Annotated in this window: 13 protein-coding genes; 7 read left to right on the plus strand and 6 right to left on the minus strand. The window is 70.2% G+C overall.

The features are described 5' to 3' along the window. Positions 1-11: 11 nt before the first annotated feature. Positions 12-836, minus strand: a complete 825-nt coding sequence (queF, locus tag AC1M14_RS09150) for an NADPH-dependent 7-cyano-7-deazaguanine reductase QueF (protein ID WP_102772358.1) — start codon at positions 834-836, stop codon at positions 12-14. Positions 837-1,156: 320 nt separating this feature from the next. Here queF and aceA point away from each other — a divergent pair, with 320 nt between their 5' ends. From aceA to AC1M14_RS09165, 3 genes are all read left to right on the plus strand, one after another. Then, a complete protein-coding gene (gene aceA, locus AC1M14_RS09155; protein ID WP_102772357.1) occupies positions 1,157-2,476 on the plus strand; it encodes an isocitrate lyase in 1,320 nt (439 codons plus the stop codon). A 248-nt stretch (positions 2,477-2,724) separates the two neighbouring features. Then, positions 2,725-2,937: a type II toxin-antitoxin system RelE/ParE family toxin gene (locus AC1M14_RS09160; RefSeq protein ID WP_102772356.1), complete on the plus strand. Its 213-nt coding sequence runs from the start codon at positions 2,725-2,727 to the stop codon at positions 2,935-2,937. Next, a complete protein-coding gene (locus AC1M14_RS09165) occupies positions 2,934-3,266 on the plus strand; it encodes a helix-turn-helix domain-containing protein (protein ID WP_102772355.1) in 333 nt (110 codons plus the stop codon). The genes AC1M14_RS09160 and AC1M14_RS09165 overlap by 4 nt, the downstream gene beginning before the upstream one ends. Positions 3,267-3,290: 24 nt before the next feature. On the opposite strand, the gene AC1M14_RS09170 is transcribed toward AC1M14_RS09165, so the two are convergent. Continuing rightward, positions 3,291-7,916: a hypothetical protein gene (locus AC1M14_RS09170; protein ID WP_479731435.1), complete on the minus strand. Its 4,626-nt coding sequence runs from the start codon at positions 7,914-7,916 to the stop codon at positions 3,291-3,293. 10 nt (positions 7,917-7,926) lie between these two features. Next, positions 7,927-12,042 carry a hypothetical protein gene (locus tag AC1M14_RS09175; protein ID WP_479731436.1) on the minus strand — a complete coding sequence of 1,372 codons (4,116 nt, stop codon included), beginning with the start codon at positions 12,040-12,042 and terminating at the stop codon, positions 7,927-7,929. Here AC1M14_RS09175 and AC1M14_RS09180 point away from each other — a divergent pair. Beyond that, positions 12,041-12,349 (plus strand): hypothetical protein, encoded by a 309-nt coding sequence (locus AC1M14_RS09180; protein ID WP_479731437.1) that lies wholly within the window; start codon positions 12,041-12,043, stop codon positions 12,347-12,349. The genes AC1M14_RS09175 and AC1M14_RS09180 overlap by 2 nt on opposite strands. A gap of 6 nt (positions 12,350-12,355) precedes the next feature. On the opposite strand, the gene bioD is transcribed toward AC1M14_RS09180, so the two are convergent. Genes bioD through AC1M14_RS09195 form a run of 3 tightly spaced genes read right to left on the minus strand, consistent with a single transcriptional unit; the run spans position 12,356 to position 15,620 of the window. Further along, positions 12,356-13,780, minus strand: coding sequence for a dethiobiotin synthase (bioD, locus tag AC1M14_RS09185; protein WP_479731438.1), 1,425 nt, complete (start codon positions 13,778-13,780; stop codon positions 12,356-12,358). After that, positions 13,777-14,436: an alpha/beta fold hydrolase gene (locus AC1M14_RS09190; protein WP_479731439.1), complete on the minus strand. Its 660-nt coding sequence runs from the start codon at positions 14,434-14,436 to the stop codon at positions 13,777-13,779. Before AC1M14_RS09190 ends, bioD begins: the two co-directional genes overlap by 4 nt. Beyond that, positions 14,433-15,620 carry an aminotransferase class I/II-fold pyridoxal phosphate-dependent enzyme gene (locus AC1M14_RS09195; protein ID WP_479731440.1) on the minus strand — a complete coding sequence of 396 codons (1,188 nt, stop codon included), beginning with the start codon at positions 15,618-15,620 and terminating at the stop codon, positions 14,433-14,435. Before AC1M14_RS09195 ends, AC1M14_RS09190 begins: the two co-directional genes overlap by 4 nt. A gap of 81 nt (positions 15,621-15,701) precedes the next feature. Here AC1M14_RS09195 and AC1M14_RS09200 point away from each other — a divergent pair, with 81 nt between their 5' ends. The 3 genes from AC1M14_RS09200 to ccoS all read left to right on the plus strand — a co-directional run bounded on the left by AC1M14_RS09200 (position 15,702) and on the right by ccoS (position 18,177). Next, a complete protein-coding gene (locus AC1M14_RS09200) occupies positions 15,702-16,970 on the plus strand; it encodes an adenosylmethionine--8-amino-7-oxononanoate transaminase (protein ID WP_479731441.1) in 1,269 nt (422 codons plus the stop codon). 77 nt (positions 16,971-17,047) lie between these two features. Further along, positions 17,048-18,019: a P-type ATPase actuator domain-containing protein gene (locus tag AC1M14_RS09205; RefSeq protein WP_102772347.1), complete on the plus strand. Its 972-nt coding sequence runs from the start codon at positions 17,048-17,050 to the stop codon at positions 18,017-18,019. Continuing rightward, positions 18,016-18,177 (plus strand): cbb3-type cytochrome oxidase assembly protein CcoS, encoded by a 162-nt coding sequence (ccoS, locus tag AC1M14_RS09210; RefSeq protein WP_102772346.1) that lies wholly within the window; start codon positions 18,016-18,018, stop codon positions 18,175-18,177. The genes AC1M14_RS09205 and ccoS overlap by 4 nt, the downstream gene beginning before the upstream one ends. The last annotated feature ends 51 nt before the right edge of the window (positions 18,178-18,228 follow it).

The raw sequence follows: 18,228 nt of genomic DNA on the forward strand, positions 1-18,228 counted from the left end.
GCAGGGCGGCGCTACTGGCGGACCGTGCGCAGGTCCGGCGGCGGCGCCGCCTCGAAATTGCTGCGCCACGGATTGATGTCCAGCCCGCCGCGGCGCGTGTAGCGCGCATACACGGTCAGCTGCTCGGGCCGGCAGGCCTGCATGATGTCGGTGAAAATCCGTTCCACGCAATGTTCATGGAATTCCGCATGCTGGCGGAACGACACGATATAGCGCAGCAGCGATTCGCGGTCTATGGGCGCGCCGCGGTAGCGGATCTGCACGCTGGCCCAGTCGGGCTGGCCGGTCACCGGGCAGTTCGACTTGAGCAGGCGCGAAGCCAGCGTTTCCTCGACCGGATCGCCGGCGCGCGTGCGCAGCAGCTCGGGCGCCGGCTCGTACGTGTCGATCTCGATGTCCAGCTTGTCGATATAGATCCCGTCCAGCTCGCCCATCTGCAATTCGGAAAAGCGCTGCGGCAGGAAGAAGTCCAGCCCGACCGGCGCGCCGGCCGCGGCGCTGAGGTCGCGCTCCAGGCGGCCGCGCAAGGCGGCCGAATTGACCAGCCGGGTCTGGTTGAACGAATTCAGGTATAGCTTGAACGACTTGGACTCGATGATGTTGGGGCTGTCGGCCGGCACCGAGAACGTGGCCATGGCGATGCGCGGCTTGCCCTTGGCGTCCAGCCACGACAGCTCATAGGCGTTCCACAGGTCCACGCCCTTGAACGGCAGCTTGCCGTCAGCCAGGTTCAGGGCGGCGCGGTTGTGCGAGCGCGCGATGGGAAACAGCAGCGTCGGATCGTATTGCGAGACGTAGGACACGCTCTGGCCGAGCGGACCGTGGGACAAGGTCATGGCGGTATCTGGAAAACAGGGGAATGGGCGTATTTTAGGCGCTCCGCGGCGCCTTGTTTTTCGCATCGTGAAATGTAACCCTCGCCATGTGAAAGTGCCTGCTGCGCAGCAGCGTCAGTGCATTTCACAGATGACAATTGCGTTTCGTGATACGAAATTGAGTTTATAACTTATTGATTATATTGAATAATATTTTTTGTCTTGTATAAGACATATGCCTACCTTGCCCTGCAGCACGGGCTTAGACTTTCTCCAACGATTCAAGCAATGCAGGACCCCGAATCCAGAAGTCTTTCCCATCACTGACCAGGAGCATCACCATGAGCAACCGCGAAACCGAAATCCGCAATCTGCAGAAGGACTGGGCCGAGAATTCCCGCTGGCAAGGCATCAAGCGCGACTACAGCGCCGAAGACGTGATCCGCCTGCGCGGCTCCGTCGCCGTGGAGCACACGCTGGCCCGCCGCGGTTCGACCCGCCTGTGGGAACTCCTGCACAGCGAGCCCTTCGTCAATTCGCTGGGCGCCCTGACCGGCAACCAGGCCATGCAACAGGTCAAGGCCGGCCTGAAGGCCATCTACCTGTCCGGCTGGCAGGTCGCCGGCGACGCCAACCTGGCCGGCGAAATGTACCCCGACCAGTCCCTGTACCCCGCGAATTCGGTGCCGCAGGTCGTGCGCCGCATCAATAACTCGCTCACCCGCTGCGACCAGATCCAGTGGATGGAAGGCAAGAACCCGGGCGACGAGGGCTACATCGACTTCTTCGCGCCCATCGTGGCCGACGCCGAAGCCGGCTTCGGCGGCGTGCTCAACGCCTTCGAGCTGATGAAGGCCATGATCGAGGCCGGCGCCGCCGGGGTGCACTTCGAAGACCAGCTCGCCTCCGTGAAGAAGTGCGGCCACATGGGCGGCAAGGTCCTGGTGCCCACCCGCGAAGCCGTCTCCAAGCTGGTCTCGGCCCGCCTGGCCGCCGACACCATGGGCACGCCCACCGTGCTGCTGGCCCGCACCGACGCCGACGCCGCCGACCTGGTGACCAGCGACGTGGACGAGAACGACCGTCCCTTCATCACCGGCGAGCGCACCGTCGAAGGCTTCTTCCGCACCCGCGCCGGCATCGACCAGGCCATCTCGCGCGGCCTGGCCTATGCGCCCTACGCGGACCTGATCTGGTGCGAAACCTCGACGCCCAACCTGGAATACGCCCGCAAGTTCGCCGAGGCCATCCACCGCCAGTTCCCCGGCAAGCTGCTGGCCTACAACTGCTCGCCCTCGTTCAACTGGAAGAAGAACCTGGACGACGGCACCATCGCCAAGTTCCAGCGCGAACTGGGCGCCATGGGCTACAAGTTCCAGTTCATCACCCTGGCCGGCTTCCACGCCCTGAACTACGGCATGTTCGAACTGGCCCACGGCTACGCCCGCCGCCAGATGAGCGCCTTCGTCGAACTGCAGCAAAAGGAATTCGCCGCGGCCGAAATGGGCTTCACCGCCGTCAAGCACCAGCGCGAAGTGGGCACCGGCTACTTCGACGCCGTCACTCAGACCATCGAGGGCGGACAGTCGTCGACCACCGCGCTGACGGGCTCGACCGAGGAAGCCCAGTTCGAGCACGGCAAGGCTCAGAAGGCTGCGTAAGGGAGCGTTATTGGAAAGTTATGTGGTTGTAGTGCTGTTGTAGGGTGGATTTGGGTGCCTGCGGGCACCCTTTTTTTGTCTGCGGGGCAGGCGGCACATCAGGGTGGGTAAAAAGCTCACGCACCGCAGGATTGCGCGGCGTCCATACGCTATTTTCACATCGTAGTTGACCAGGCCTGCGTTCCTGGAATGCGGCAGGCCTTGAGATCTCCAGAAAATATGTATAAAATTTTATACGGCGATCGCGTATGCAATGCATGAAGGAAATTCGTTGGGTCGGGTCCGCCTATGAAGATCTGGTGGCATTCCCCGACGAACCGCGGCGAGATGCCGGTTTCCAGTTGAGCCTGGTCCAGGCGGGGCTGGAGCCGGACGCCTGGAAGTCTTTCGATGCGATAGGCGCCGGAGCGCGGGAAATCCGAATCCGCGACATGGTGAATGCTAGAAGAGGCAGGATATGAACGTCGACACGAAAATCCGCCACGTCACCAAAGCAGACGCGAACCTGTTCCTGGAACTGGGGTTTCCGGCCGAGGAAGCCGCGCGCCTGCAGGCCGCGGCGAAACAGCAGATCAATGACACGCAGCTGCTCAAGGAACAACTGATGTCGGCCTTGGCCGACTGGATCGAGCAGCACCATCTGAAGCAGGCCGAGGCCGCGCGGATACTGATGGTGTCGCGCCCGCGCGTATCGGACGTGGTGAACAAGAAGACGGCGAAGTTCACCATCGACACGCTGGTCGAGATGCTGAGCCGCGTCGGCAAGCCCGTCCGGCTGGCGATAGGCTGAGGCGGGCTTGACAGGTAAAGGCGACTAAACCCCAAAAAACGCCACATACACCAGCCGCTCTTCCACGATCCGCCGCTGGTGCTGCGCATTGCCGCGCCGCTGCGTGATGCTTGCGTCCGTGTAATACCGCTCATACTCCCGCACGGCGATACGCGTCGGCTTGCCGCCGGCGTCCGGGACCGCGACGCTGGTGGACCAGATGACGGGATCGAGCAGGTCGCCCAGCAGCGGGCCTTCCAGCACCGGCGGAAAGCGCAGGGCGCCGCCGCCGGATCGCAAGACTTCGCTGAAGGCGGCCGGCGTCGCGACTTCCCGCAGCGGCAGGTCGCGCCAGCGGTCGGGGATGACGGGCCTGTCCGGCGTACGCGCGGGACCGGACGGATCGAGCAGGCCGGAGGCCAGCACCTTGGCGTCGGTCCAGGCCAGGTCGCTTTCCAGCGCCGGGTCGCGGGTCTGCAATACCAGTTCGATGCGGTTGCGGCCGCTTTCGGGCGTCTGGCCGATGCCGGGGATGTATGAAATGTCCAGGTATTCCGAGTCCACCGGGAATTTCATCGGTCCATGCGCCGGCACCACGCCGCGCAGTTCGAATTCGAGTTTGCCGCGCTTGTGCTCGAACACGGCGCGGCGGCGCGGCAGCAGCTGGGAGAATTCGGCCAGCACGACGCGCGAGAGCTTGGCGCTGGCGATGGCGTTGGGCTGGTAGCGCGCCAGCGCCAGGCGCACGAAGGGCATGTAGGTGCGCCCGGGGTCGAGTTCGATGTCGCAGTACCAGCGGGCCCGGGCCTCGTCCCAGTGCACGCGGTGGCCGACGACGTGGACGTTGGCGGGAAGTTCCTGGAGCCGGACGGCTTCGTCGGCCACGCGAGCGGGGAAGTCCGAGGCGCGCGCGCGGTGCTTGGGCTGGGCCGTGTCCCACAAGGGGTCCATGCCCCATTGCGTGACCAGCGGGACCAGGTTGTCGGGGATGTCGGTGAAGTTCCTGCCGTCTCCGCCGATCACGACGCCGAGCAGTTCGCCGTCGCCGGACGAGAACCAGGGGCGTTCGAGCCAGGCGCGCAGGCCGTTGCCCAGGCGGGTCACGTCCAGGGTGCCCGGGCCCCGGGTTTCTTCCCAACGGAAGGTAGGCAGCACGTACATGAGGCGCGGGACGTCGGGCGGCGCGCTGGCGGGCACGACGGTGTTCTGCGCCGTGCCGGCGCGCACCTGCTGCGGCGCGCCGGGATCGTCGTCGGCGCCGGTCTCGACCACGGGGCCGTCGGCCACGGGGCCCAGGCGCGTGACTTTGTCGGGCTGGGCGTACAGCGTCGGCGGCAGGTATTCGCGAAAGCGGGTGGCGGCGCGCAGACGGTAGCGGATCAGCCGGTAGCGGGTGTCGCCGAATTCGTGGCGGTTGCCGGCCGCGCGCTGCTTGCCGCCCTCGGCCTGTTGTTCCGCCACGGCGTTGCTGAGGCTGAAGAGGTTGGGATAGTTCTCGGACAGCGCGATCTCGGCCAGCACGCCATGGCCGGCCACGCGTTCGGGGCGCGGCTTGTCCAGGTCGTCGACCCATTCGTGCCAGTCGGCTTCGATTTCGATCTTGCCGGTGGTGGGACCATGCAGCCGGACGCGGGCCTGCAGGTCGACGTGGGAGGCGCCGGGATCGCGCGCCAGTTCTCCGGGCAGCAGCAGCACGGGATCGCAGACCGGCTGCTGGGTGGCGTGCACCAGCACCAGCGGGCGGTAGGGCGTGACCATCCAGCAGCTGCCCAGCATGGCGGCCAGGCGCAGTCCGGCGCTTTCGCCTTCGGCGCCGGCCCAGGCCGGGATGCCGAAGGCGTCGATCAGGCCGGGATTGACGAAGCTGGCGTAGCGCAGCCGGGCGATGCGGCCCTTGGGCAGGTACAGGGTGAGGACGCGCGCGGCCTCGTCCCAGGTGGGCGCGCCGTCGTCGGCGTAGCGTTCCGCGCAAGGCGGGTCGTCCAGCGTGGCCTTGCGTTCCTGCAGCACGATGCGGAAACCCTGGGTGTCGGGCCAGGCGCCGGCGTGGCGCACCAGCAGCACCAGTTCCTGGGACGGGGTCTGCGCGATGGCGGCGCTGGGGCCCAGCGCCTTGGGGCCGGTCACGCCGGGCAGGGTATGGCCGGGCTGCGCGCGCAGCGCGAAGCCGCCGGCCGCCGGGTCGGGCAGATAGGGGGTGTTGACCTGCGCCTCGCGGTGGATGACGTACTGGCCTGCGGCCAGGCGTTCGCCGGCGGGATGTTCGGGCGAGGGCAGCTGCGGCGGCACGGCGTCGGTGGTGGCGACGTCGGCCAGCGCCTGCGGCGTGACCAGTTCGATCTGCGTGCCGGGGCCGGCGTCGTACAGCGTGGCCGCGTCGCGCGCGGCGATGGCATAGGCCTGCTTGATGCCGGCGGGGCTGTCCATCATGGCGTCGAACAGACCGTGCGTTTCGCATTGCAGCTGCGAGGCCTTGGGCGGCACGACGTGGCGTTCGTTGGCGGGCGTGTCGTCGAAATCGGTGGGGCCGGACTGCTGGCGCGCGGCCTTGAAGTCGGGGCTGGCGAGCCAGGCTTCGGGGTCCATGCCGGCGTTGCTGCGGATCACCATGCGCTCCAGCGATTCGCCTTCGCTGACGCGGGCGCGGTGCAGCAGCGCCGGCGGGTCCACCGGTTCGAAACGCCAGTAGCCGACCGGCCGGGTGGCGTTGTCGTCGCGCTCCAGCGTGGGGTCGTCGTGCGCCAGGCTGTTGCCGGCCAGGTCGACCAGCCGCGCGCGCAGGCGGTAAGACATGCCGAAGCGCAGGCGCGGCAGGCTGCCCTTGCGCGCGGCGAAGCTGACCGCCAGGCCGTTGCCCGCGCCGGCGGGCGCGGCGTCCTGCACGTCTTCGGGCGTCTCGCCCTGCACGCCGCTGGCGGCATCTTCGCGCGCGCGCAGCGTGCGCCCGGGGCGCGGCGCGACCAGGCTCCAGCCGGTCCAGCGGAACAGCGATTCGTGCAGGTAGTGGTCGTCGGGCTGCGCGCCGCCGCTGGTGGTGGACGCGCCCTTCACATAGCCTTCGTCGTCGGGCAGCTCCAGCGGCGGGCCGCCGTCGGCGCAGCGGTAGACCCCGGTGCGCAGGCACAGCGAGCGCCACGGTTCGGGATCGCCCGGCCCCTGCGCCTGCACGTCGACGCGGTAGCCGCGCAGCAGGTCTTCGGCGTAGAGCACGATGCTGCCCGACGCGCCGCCGAGCGCGGCGTTCTTCAGGGCCGCGGCCGCGGCGTTCTGCGCCACCTCCCAGGCGCGCCCGCGCCGCGCCACGCCCAGGCCGCCGGAGCGCAGCGCGGCCAGCCCCTGCTTGTCGCCGGTGGTGTAGGTCACGGCGCCGTCGGCGCCCAGCGCCAGGCTGCGGGCGATCAGGTTCTGCGCGGTCAGGACGAAGTCCACGGTTTTCAGGGCGGCGCCGTCGGGGTCGACCTGGTAGACGTCGAACGGGCTGCGCGGCTCGTACAGGTCCCAGCTGTCGTCGGCGCGGCGCAGCTTGAGCATGCCGCGTTCGTGGTCGGGATTGCGCGGCCGCGTGACGAAGCGCTCGGGGTCCGCGGCCCAGGCGGTGGCGGGACAGGCGTCGTCGGCGGGATCGTGCGCGTCCTGCCAGCGCAGGACCAGGAAGAAGCGGCCCTGCGCCGCGCCGGCCGCGGCCAGTTGCCGCTCCAGCGGCGAGTCCGCCGGCAGCAGGCAGTCGATGACCAGGCCCAGTCGGCGCAGCAGCGCCGGATAGTCGGCGTAGGAGGCCACGATGGCGTGGAAATCCATGTCCGGCGCCGCGGGGGCGGGAGGCGTGGGGGAACCGTCGGGCCTGAGTATTTTCTGCTGTTCGATGCTGGGCGGTTCGCGGCGGTAAAAGCGGTTTGCCTGATACAGGGAGTACTCGGCCTGCGAATTCCATTGCTTCATCAGGTGCTGGTCGGTGTTGTTGAGCGCCGCGTCGTTCCAGCGGGTCGGCAGCGCACGCAGCGCGAAGCCGGAGGCGGGCAGCGGGTTGCCGTCGTGGTCCGCGCCGGGGGCGGCGGCGCGGCCATGGTAGATGCTGCCGGGGCCGTAGACCTGGGCGCGCAGCGCGCGTTCCGTGCCTTCGGCGCCATCGTCGAAGAAGCGGCCGAAGCCGGGCAGCGCCACTTCGATGCGGCGGTCGCCGATGGGCAGGATGGCGGTGCGCGTGCCGCAGTCGCTCAGCATGTCCTTCAGCACGGGATGCGCCTCGCGCCAGGGCAGCAAAGTGGGGTGGGTGCCGGTGGCCAGCACCGCCATCCGGCCGTAGTGCTTGCGCGCCAGCCCCAGCAGCGCGGCCACCGAATAAGAAAACAGATTCACCGTGCTCATGTCGCGGAACACGAAGCCGGCGACCGGCGTGGCTGCGGGCAGCAGCCGGTCCCACAGCGCCGGGTCGGCCTGCAGCTGCGGCTCCAGCTCGATTTCCTCGGCGCCGGTATTGAGCCCGAAGCGCAGGCGCTCGAGCGTGCGCGGCCAGTTGCGCCAGTCGGCGTAGGCGCCCAGCCGCTGTTCGTCCTCGGATTCCGGCGTCAGCCGGGGCGAGGCCACGATGGAGACGCGCAGCCGGCCGGCGTCGGCGCCGTCAGGCACGCGGCCGTGGGGGATCACGGTCCAGACGATGGTTTGCTTGGCCATGGAACGCTCCTCAGGCAAAGGCTTCGGCGTACTCGCGCCAGGCGTATTGCGTGTCGTCGTCGATCTGCGCCAGCTCCTGCGCCAGCGGCAGGTCGGGCCTGGGACCCATCAGGTCGCGCAGGCCGGGGTCGCCGTTGGAGCCGGCGAACTTGCGCTCGCACGACAGCGACACGCTGGTCGAAAACATGAAGACTTCGATCTCGACGGTGATGGTCGCGCGCCCGGCGCATTTGCCGCTCTCGAATTCGTAGCGCAGTTCCAGGTAGATCTCGATCGAGATGCTGACGATGCCCAGCACGCTGACGCAGCCGCCCATTCGGAAATAGCCGGCCAGCGAGCAGGCGTCTTTTTCCATGCGGAAGTAAATGCCCGCCATCACGTGCACGCCGCCGGAAGCCACGCCCAGGTTGACCGAGACGCTGGCGCCGAATTCGAACGCGGCCTCCAGCAGCTGGATGCCGGACGGGTCCAGCGTGACGCCGAAAAAGCCGCCGCCGCCGAACATGCAGACCGACAGGTTGAAAGGCTGCTCGCGCGTGCAGAAATTGAAGCGCACGGCCAGCGGCTGGCCGATGAAGGGCACGGTGAAGCCGGCGCCCAGGCTGAGGTTGGACAGGTTGAACACGCCGATGGCGATGGCCGGCAGCGCCACGTCGAAGCCCGCGTCCACGCCCTTGGCCGAGATGTCCAGATAGGGCGGATCGGAGAAACCGTCAAGCGGGATCAGGTCGCGCAGCGTTTCCACGAACGACAGGGGGCCGACGAACTTGATGTCGGAAAGCAGCACGTCCACGTCCATCTTGGCGGCCGTGTCGATGCGGAACTCGATCTTCTCGAAGTTCAGTTCGAGGAAGCTGGCCGGCGCGATCAGCACCAGGTCGAAGTGCTTGAGCGAGCAGGCGACCGAGAGCTTGGGCGCGCTCTGTCCGTTCTTGCGCACGCTCGCCTCGACCGCGATGCGCAGCCCTTGCGGGTCGTTGGCGACGAATATCGATTTGCCGGCTTCGGCCGGCCAGTTGCGGATCACCGGGTTCCAGTCGAAGCGCAGGGTCAGCTCGTCGCCGCACAGCAGGTCCAGCAGCTGGGCGCTGGCCAGCACGGCGTCGACCGCCAGCTGCACCGCGCGCAGCGCGCCCTGCGCGACCTGACGGGGCGCGCCTTCGAGCAGGCGCGCGGTGCCGATGGTCTGCGACAGGGGCTGGGCGGCATCGCCGATGGCCTGCAGGCGCAGCTTGAGCGTCGCAGCGTCCGAAAAAAGTTGATCCAGCTGGCCCGGCTGGCCGACGACGGCGTCGAGCGCGTCGTACAACGCCTTGCCCTGGACCAGCAGCGCGGGAATCGCGCCCAGGCTGTCCAGCAGTTCCTGCGCGGCGCCGGCGGCCTGCCGCAGCGACTGGCGATAGCCGTCCGGCAGGCCCACGCCGCCGACCTGGGCGTCGGCCGCGGTGCGCACGGCCGTGGCGGCGGCGCGCGCGGCGTCCAGCGCGGCGGGCAGCCCCGGCAGGGCGGGCGCGGCGTCGAAGGACTGTCCGGCAAGCAGTTCGATCTGCGCCACCACGTCCTGCATCGCCGCGCTCAGCGCGTCGACGCGGGTCCGGGCGCCGGCCACCAGGGCCGGCGCGTAGGCCAGGGCCTGGGCCTGCAGGTCCTGGAACCTGGCCTGCAGCACTTTCAGGGCGCCCTGGGCGATGCGGCGGGGCTGCTGCGCCAGGTCCGCCACCAGGGCGTAGAGCCGTCCCATGTCGTTGGTCAGGCTTTCCAGCTGGCTGCAGCCTTCGGCCACGAAGCGCGGCACCCGCTCGGGCGTGTTGGCCGCGTTGGCCACGGCCTCGATCACCTCGCCCAGCGGGATACAGCCGAACAACAGCGGCAGGGGCAGGTCCGACAGCGTCTTGGGAAAGACGTCGTCGCCTTTCATGCGGCCGGCGACGAACTCCTGCACCGAGCCGCTGACCGGTCCGGCCAGCCGCGACAGCGCCGTGGGGCGCAGGTTGGGCTGCACGAAACCGCCCGCGCGGTCGCCCTGCCGGGAAAAGTCCAGCGCCGCGTTGCCGCGGTGCAAGGGGTCGGCGTCGATGTCGCCGAAGACCTGGCCGACGTTGGCGGCGTCGAAGCCGAAGCGGAGATAGTGCGCATTCCAGCTGAGGACGCTGTGGCCGTCGCCGCCGGCCAGCCCGGACAGGGCCGCGATGCGGATGGAGGCGCGCTTGACGCCCGGATAGAACAGCGCGTCGTTGAGCCCGTCGCTGTAGGCGCGCAGCCCGGCGTTGCCGGGATCGACCACGGCGTCGAACTCGATGGATTCCACCTCGGCCGCTGTGTCGCCGGCCTTCTGGCTGGGCGCCAGCGTGACGCGCTGGCGGTTGAGCTGCGCGACCCGCCGGCCGCTGCGGTCGGGCCGCCGCCAGGCCGTCTGCGCCTGCTGGGCGAAGGCCTCGGCCTGCGGCCACAGCGGCACCAGCGACTGCCCGCTCTGGCCGCGCGGACTGGCCTTGTCGCCAATCATGAAAATCATGGGCAGGCCGAACTGCACGCTGCGCCCATCGGTGTCGGTGGCCGAACAGGCGAAGCTGAAAGGCGCGCCCGCCACGCAGGGCCAGAACAGCTTGATGTCCTGGTTGTCGATATTGCTGGCGGGGCTGCCGGCCGGGTCCAGGTTGGGCGTGACCGTGGTGAGGATGCGCACGCTGGAGAACGGCATCTGCAGGTTCAGCAGCATCGGGTCGCCGACGCCGCCGTCGCGCGCCGGCAGTTCGAGGTCGTACACGCGCTCGCGCTGGCGCACGATGATGAACTGGCGCTGGCGCAGATAGGCGACATTGCCGGGCCGGCCCGGGTGGAACTTGCGTTCGCTGACCTTGATCAGCGCCGCGCGGTGGCCGAACGGAAACAGGAAGCCCTTGTAGACGATGCGCACGTAGTGGTCGCGGCCCATCGCGCCGCGGTGCGTCCATTCCTCCAGCGACAGCCCGGGGCCGTCCCAGTTGCCGCGCGAATCCAGCCAGGCGCCCAGCGAGGACAGCATCAGCAGGCGGGTGGCGATAGGCTGCGGCGTGTAGCTGGCGGCCGAGAAGTTCGACGACAGGTGCGCGATCTGGTAGCGATCGTAATCGTTCATCGGCATGAGGAACGGCGAGGCGTCGGGCGCGGGCAGGCGCTGGTCGGCCGGCACCGGATAGGCCGACTGCATGGGCATGGACGAGCCCTCGCCGCTCAGCGCCCAGATCGCGCGCAGCGTGCGCCGCGCATCCGGCGCGGGCGGTTCGACCGCGTCGCCGTCCTGCGTCGCCAGTAGCCGCGTGTGCCACAGCTCGGTGTGCAGGGTGGCGGCCGAGGTGGCGGGAGACTTGGCGTGCCGCCAACTCGTCTGCGCGTGCGGGCTGAGGATCAGGCGCCACGGTAGTTCGATGGCGGTCTGCTGCGCGCCTGGGGCCGCGGGCCGGGGGCCGCGCTTGAGGATGTCGATGATGGCGCCGGCGCGCTGCGGCGTGCGGATCGCGGCGACCGGGCCGGGCCGCGGCGGGCGCAGGCCGACGCCGCCGCCGGCCTGGCGCCGCTGCAGCGCGCCGGGCGCGTCCTGGCGCATGGCCAGGCGCGCATTGCGCAAGGCGAAGCTCGACAGCGCCGCGCGTTGCGCCGGGCTGAGCTTGTCCAGGCGCTTGTCGAACAGATCGCGCAGGACCAGGCGCGGGGCGGGCGCGGCCGGGGGCCGGGCGTTGGCGGCCACGGCCGGCGGCAGCGATTCGATGGCGGCCAGCACGCCTTCCAGCGTGTAGGGCGCGTCGAAATCATCCGGGACCGCAAAGGCCAGCCGGGATTCGCCCGCGATGCGCGCCCGCACGGGCGGAGGAGCAAGCGAGTCCTCGTCCTGGCTGGCCGCGTTTTCCAGGAAGGTCTGTTCCGCGATCGACTGCGGCGGAAAGTGCACGATCAGCGTGGCCGCGCCGCTGCCGGTCTTGCGCAGCCGCGGCGGCTGGCCGGGCGAGATCGTCAGGTTGTGCAGCTCGATGCGCAGGGCCAGCAGGTCGGCCGGACGCAGCACGGGCTGGCCCGGACGGGTGCCGTCGAAGAAGTTGCGGTTGGGATTGGGGGCGAGGACGGGAATGTGCAGCCTTCTGGTGACCATGCCAGCTCTCCTGCAAAGAAGAAAACCTGGGAACACGACCAACTGCCAGCGTATAGAACTGCAATTCGCCGAAATCTATCGTTGTGTTGCGTTAGCGGTCAACAACGGCGCGTCCGTGCGCGAGAACGCCGCCGCGCAAGGCGGGATGTGGCTTTTGGATGTAGAAAGCGGGGGCGCGCAAGCCGGAATCCATATCGAAACCCAGCCGGCGGCAGCCATCCGGCACGGAGAACGCAGGATGGCGCGCACGGGCGCGGCGCGCGGATCGCGGCCGCGCGCGCGGGATTTATTTTGTACGCATTCGTAACGGCGGCTAGCCCGCCACGGCCGGCGCGCCGCCCAGTTCGGTCAGGCAGTCTTCCAGCGACGGGATGCCGCAAGCCAGGGCCTCGACGGTGGCGGCGTCGACCTTGGACAGCGGCGGGATCTCGGCCAGCACGCGCACGTTGCCGAAGCGCTCGATGGCTTCCTTGTTGCCGGCCGACAGCGGCCCGCTCATGATCACGCCGAGCACGGCGATGCCGCGCCGCCTGAGCGCCTCCAGGCTGAGCAGGGTGTGGTTGATGGTGCCCAGCCCCCTGCGCGCGGCCAGCACCACGGGCAGGTCCAGACGCGCGATCAGGTCGATCATCATGTGGGTGTCGTCGATCGGCACGTAAAGCCCGCCCGCGCCTTCCACGATGAGCGGGGCCTGGGTGGCGGGCGGGACGATGCTGGTGGCGTCGACCACGGCGTCTTCCAGCGTGGCCGCCGCCCACGGCGACAGGGGCGCCTGCAGCACGTAGGCGGGCAGGTGCAGCCGCTCGGGCGGCAGCCCGGCCAGCTGGGCCACGGTGTCGGTATCGCCGGGTTCCTCGGAGACGCCGGTCTGCACCGGCTTCCAGTAGTCGGCGTTCCAGGCGCGCGCCAGGATGGCCGACACCAGGGTCTTGCCGATACCGGTGTCGGTGCCGGTCACGAATACCCCGGCGGGGCGTTGATCAGTTTTTTTCCACATGCCATAGGCCAGGTGATAGGTCACCGTGGCTCCTCTTCGATCGAATGCCGCCAGCACCCGCCGCAATCCGGCGGGGCTGAGCGGCTTGCTGCCGGGCGCCGGGCTGGTGGCGCCGATGCCCTTCAGGCCCTTCAGGAAATGCAGGCCGTCAGGATGATTATGTAGCAGCCGTTCGCCGCGCACGCCACCCGTCAGATTGCCCATGCCCGGACGGATGGCGTCCAGCGGCGGATAGGCCGGCGTGGCCGCGCTGAGCCCGGCCTCGCGATGGGCCGCGCGCCATTCCTGGAACGTGCCCGCAGCCAGGGTCGCCACCGCCAGGCGGCCGCCCGGAGCCAGCAGCGCGGCCAGCCGGCCCAGGCCGGCGTTCAGGTCGGAGAACCATTGCACCGCCAGGCTGGAGCAGATCAGGTCGTAGCCCCCGGGCAGCCCTTCGGGGCGCTCGCCGTCGAGCAACCGGTAGCGGACCGTGCCGGGCGGGGGCGGACGGCTTTGCGCGGCCGCCAGCATGCCGGGCGAGATGTCCGTCACGGTCCAGTCGGCCGGCCCGATGCGGCGCGCCAGCGCCCGGGTCAGCAGGCCGGTGCCGCAGCCGATCTCCAGGATGCGCGGATGGCGCGGCAGCGGCAGCAGCGCGATGTCGTCGGCCAGGCGTTCGGCCGTGATGCGCTGCACTGGCGCATGGTCTTCGTAACGGCGGGCGGCCGCGCCGAAGCGCGCCGCGACGGGGACGGCCGTCATGGCGCGCCCGCCGCGCGGGCGATGAAGGCGCGCAGCGCGTCGGCGCACCAGCGCGCGTCCGAGACCGGCAGCAGATGCCCGCCGCCTTCGCGCCAGCGCAGCTCGCAGCCGGGCGCGCCGGCGAAGGCCGCCTGCGTCATGGCGGCCGGCACGATGGGGTCCTGCGCGCCGGCCAGGACCAGCAGCGGCGCCGGCAGCGCGGCCAGGGCGGCGCGCCGGTCCTCGTGGCGCAGGGCCCGCAGATCGCGTTCGAGCGGCTCCAGCCGGGGCGGACCGAACGGCGCGTCCGCGCCGCAGCGCTGGCGGAAGTCGCGCAGCACGGCCTCGGGGGCCGCGGCCAGGCGCTTCTGCATGCGGTCCAGCATGCGGGGCGGCACGCCGGCCTCGAAGCCGGGTCCGGCGGCGAAGCGCGCAAAGCCGTTGATGGCCGCCAGCCCCAGGCAGCCGGGCGGCAGGCGGCGCAGCAGGCGCAGCGCGCCCAGCGAGTGGCCGATGGCGATGACCGGGCCGTCGACGGCGGGGTCTTCGGGCGCGCCGAAATAGCCGGCGTCGAAGGCCGCCTGCGGCCAGTCGCCAAGCTCGGCGCGCAGCGGCGTCCAGACCGAGGCGTCGAAGGCCCAGCCGTGGACGAACAGCAGGGTGGGGCGGCGCGTCACGCCAGCACCGCGGCGAAGCCGTCGATCAGGCGCGCCACGTCGGCGTCGCGGTGCGCGGCGCTCAGGGTCACGCGCAGCCGGCTGGTGCCGGCCGGCACGGTGGGCGGGCGGATCGCCACCGCCAGCAGGCCGCGCTGTTCCAGGGCCGACGCCATCCGCAGCGCGCGGGCCGCGTCGCCGACGATGGCCGGCACGATCTGGGTGGACGAGTCGCCGGTGTCCAGCCCCAGCGCCTGCAAAGACGCGCGCAGATGGTCGCCGGCGGCCGCCAGCCGGGCGCGTTCGGCGTCCAGCGTGGGCACCAGGTCCAGCGCCGCGTCCATGGCGCCCAGCACCGCGGGCGGCAGCGCCGTCGTGTAGATGAAGCCGGAGCAGGCGTTGACGAGGTAGTCGCACAGCGCGCGCGAACCGGCCACATAGGCGCCGAATCCGCCCAGCGCCTTGCTGAAGGTGCCCATGGCCAGATCGATCCGGCCCGGCGCCAGCCCGGCCAGCCCCATGCCGTTGGGGCCCAGCACGCCGGTGGCGTGGGCTTCGTCCAGGTAGACGAAGGCGTCGTAGCGGTCGGCCAGGTCGGCCAGGCGCGCCACGTCGGTCCGGTCGCCGTCCATGCTGAATACGCTTTCGGTAACGATGAAGCGGGTCACGGGCTTGTCCGCCGGGTTTGCGGCGCGCGCGGCCAGCAGGCTTTCCAGGTGCGCCAGGTCGTTGTGGCGGAAGCGGATCTGGCGCACGCCGGCGGCCAGGCAGCCGTGGTGCAGGCTGGCGTGGTTGAGCTTGTCGGCGTAGAGCTCGACCTCGCCCCGGCCGGCGGCCGCGCGCAGCAGGGCGGGCAGCACGGCGGCGTTGGCCTGCCAGCCCGAAGCCAGCAGCAGCGCGGCCTCGGTGCCTTTGAGGCGGGCGAGCTTGGCTTCGACTTGTTCGTGCAGGTCCAGATTGCCGCAGACCAGGCGCGAGGCCTGGGCGCCGGCGCCGTGGCGGGCCGCCCATTCGCGGGCGCGCTCGACCAGCAGCGGGTGGCGCGCCAGCCCCAGGTAGTCATTGCTGGAGAAGTTAAGCATGGGCGCGCCGCCCAGCAGCAGATGCCCGGGGGCGGCGGCGCCGGCCGTGCGCAGGCGGCGCCTGACCTGGCGCGTTTCGGCGCGCGCCAGCTCGGAGAAAAACAGCGTATCCAGTTTCGACATCGACCCGTCCTGCGGCGGCCGGGCGGACCGTGAGGTCGGCGCCAGGCCGTAGAATGCGGGCCATTGTAGTGGAGGTGATTCATGCACACGCCCGACTGGATGGCCCGGGGCCATCCCCACATCTGGCTGCCCTATGCCCAGATGAAGACGGCCACGCCGCCGCTGCCGGTGGTGCGCAGCCACGGCAGCCGGCTCGAACTGGCCGACGGCCGCAGCCTGATCGACGGCGTGGCGTCCTGGTGGACCGCCTGCCATGGCTATAACCATCCGCACATCGCCCAGGCGGTGCGGGCGCAGCTGGACGCGATGCCGCACGTGATGTTCGGCGGACTGACGCACGAACCGGCCCTGACGCTGGCGCGCCGCCTGGCCGCGCTGCTGGGGCCGGGCCTGGACCGCGTCTTCTATACGGACTCCGGCTCGGTGGCGGTGGAAGTGGCCATGAAGATGGCGCTGCAGTTCTGGCTCAACCAGGGCGAGCGCGGACGCACCCGCTTCCTGGCGTTTCGCGGCGGCTACCACGGCGACACCTTCGGCACCATGTCGGTGTGCGATCCGGAAGAGGGCATGCACAGCCTGTACCGCGGCATGCTGGCCGAGCACGACATCGTCGATCTGCCGCAAGGCGAGGCCGAGCTGGCCGCGCTCGAGGACCACCTGGAGCGCCACGCGCCGCGGCTGGCCGGCATCCTGGTCGAGCCGCTGGTGCAGGGCGCCGGCGGCATGCTGCTGCACGACCCGGAAGTCCTGCGGCGGCTGCGCCGCCTGGCCGACCGCCACGGCCTGCTGCTGATCTTCGACGAGATCTTCACCGGCTTCGGGCGCACCGGCAGCATGTTCGCGTTCGAGCAGGCCGGCATCCGGCCGGACATCCTGACCTTGTCCAAGGCCCTGACCGGCGGCACCCTGCCGCTGGCGGCCACCGTCGCCAGCAGCCGGGTGTTCGACGCCTTCTGGTCCGACGATCCTTCGCACGCGCTGATGCACGGCCCCACTTTCATGGGCAATGCGCTGGCCTGCGCGGCGGCCAACGCCTCGCTGGACCTGTTCGAGCGCGAGCCGCGCCTGGAACAGGCCCGCGCCATCTCCGAGGCCCTGGCGGCGGGACTGGCGCCGTGCCGCGACCTGCCCTGGGTGCGCGACGTGCGGGTGCTGGGCGCCATCGGGGTGGTGGAGCTGGACGGCATCGGCGACCGCGAGGCGCTCAAGCGGCGGCTGGTCGAGGCCGGCGTCTGGGTGCGGCCTTTCGGCAACGTGGTCTACCTGACTCCGGCGCTGACCATAGAAGAGGACGACCTTGCCGGCCTGATGCGGGCCGTGAACGAAGTGCTGGGGCGCCAGCGCCCCTAAACCGGGCGCAACAAACCGCCAGGGGCGCCTTGATTCAGATCAAGGCAGGGCCGGCCGGCGCTGGGTACGATCGGCGCATGCGAGCCAAATCGATCTTTGCCGTCCCGGCGGGCCTGCCCCAGGCCGACCGCCAGTTGCGCCGCCATGCGCTGGTGCGCCTGTCGCTGGCGTGGCTGGCGATGATGCAGGTCATGATGTTCGCCTGGCCCGGCTACCTGCGCCACGACGGCATCCCGGCCGACGCGCTCGAGACGCTGGACTGGGCCATCGTGCTGATGAACTGGGCCAGCCTGGCGCTGACCGTGCCGGTGGTGCTGTATTCGGCCTGGCCCATCTGGCGCCTGGCCGGCGAGAACCTGCGGCGCGGCCGCGCCGGCATGGACGTGCCGGTGGCGCTGGGCATCGTCGCCGCCTTCATTCCCAGCGTCCACGCCACCTACACCGGGCGCGGCGAGGTGTATTTCGATTCGGTCACGATGTTCGTGGCCTTCCTGCTGACCGCGCGCTATCTCGAACTGTGCGCCCGCCAGTCCTTCGGCGGCGCCGCAGGCGGGGCGCGCCACGAGCGCATCGAGGCCGAGCGGCTGGCGCTGGGCGCGCGCGCCGACCGGCTGGCCTCGCGCTTCGTCATGGTCCAGGTGGCGCTGGCGCTGGCCGCGGCCGCCGTCTGGGCCTATATCGACGCCGCCCACAGCATCCCCGTGATGGTGGCGCTGCTGGTGATGAGCTGCCCCTGCGCCATGTCGATGGCGGTGCCCACCGCCATGGCCTCGGCCCATTCGGCGCTGGCCGCCGACCCCGCCATGCCCGACGCCGCGCTGGACGCGCTGCTGGCCGAGGCGCGCAAGAAGGCCCGCCAGAACCTGCACGGCTCGGTGGTCTGGCACCTGCTCATGACGCCGCTGGCCGTGGTCGGCTGGGTCACGCCCTGGCTGGCCGCCATCACCATGCTGGTGTCGTCGCTGGCGGTGGCCTACAACTCCTGGCGCCTGTGCCGCCGCGACTGGTCCGGCGCGCCGCCGTCGGCCGCGCTCGAGGCCGCGCCGTGACCATCCTCTATCTGCTGCTGCCCCTGTCGCTGCTGTTCGTGCTGGCCATCGGCGTGTCGCTCTGGTGGGCCGTGTTCAACGGCCAGTACGACGACACCGACGAAGCCGGCAGCGCCATTCTGCGCGACGACGACAGCGGGCCCGCCGGACGGGGCTGAAGCCCTCATGCCCGCCGCGCCAGCCATAGATCTGTTGCGCAACCTGCTTGT

The sequence above is a fragment of the Achromobacter sp. SX5 genome (assembly GCF_056711425.1).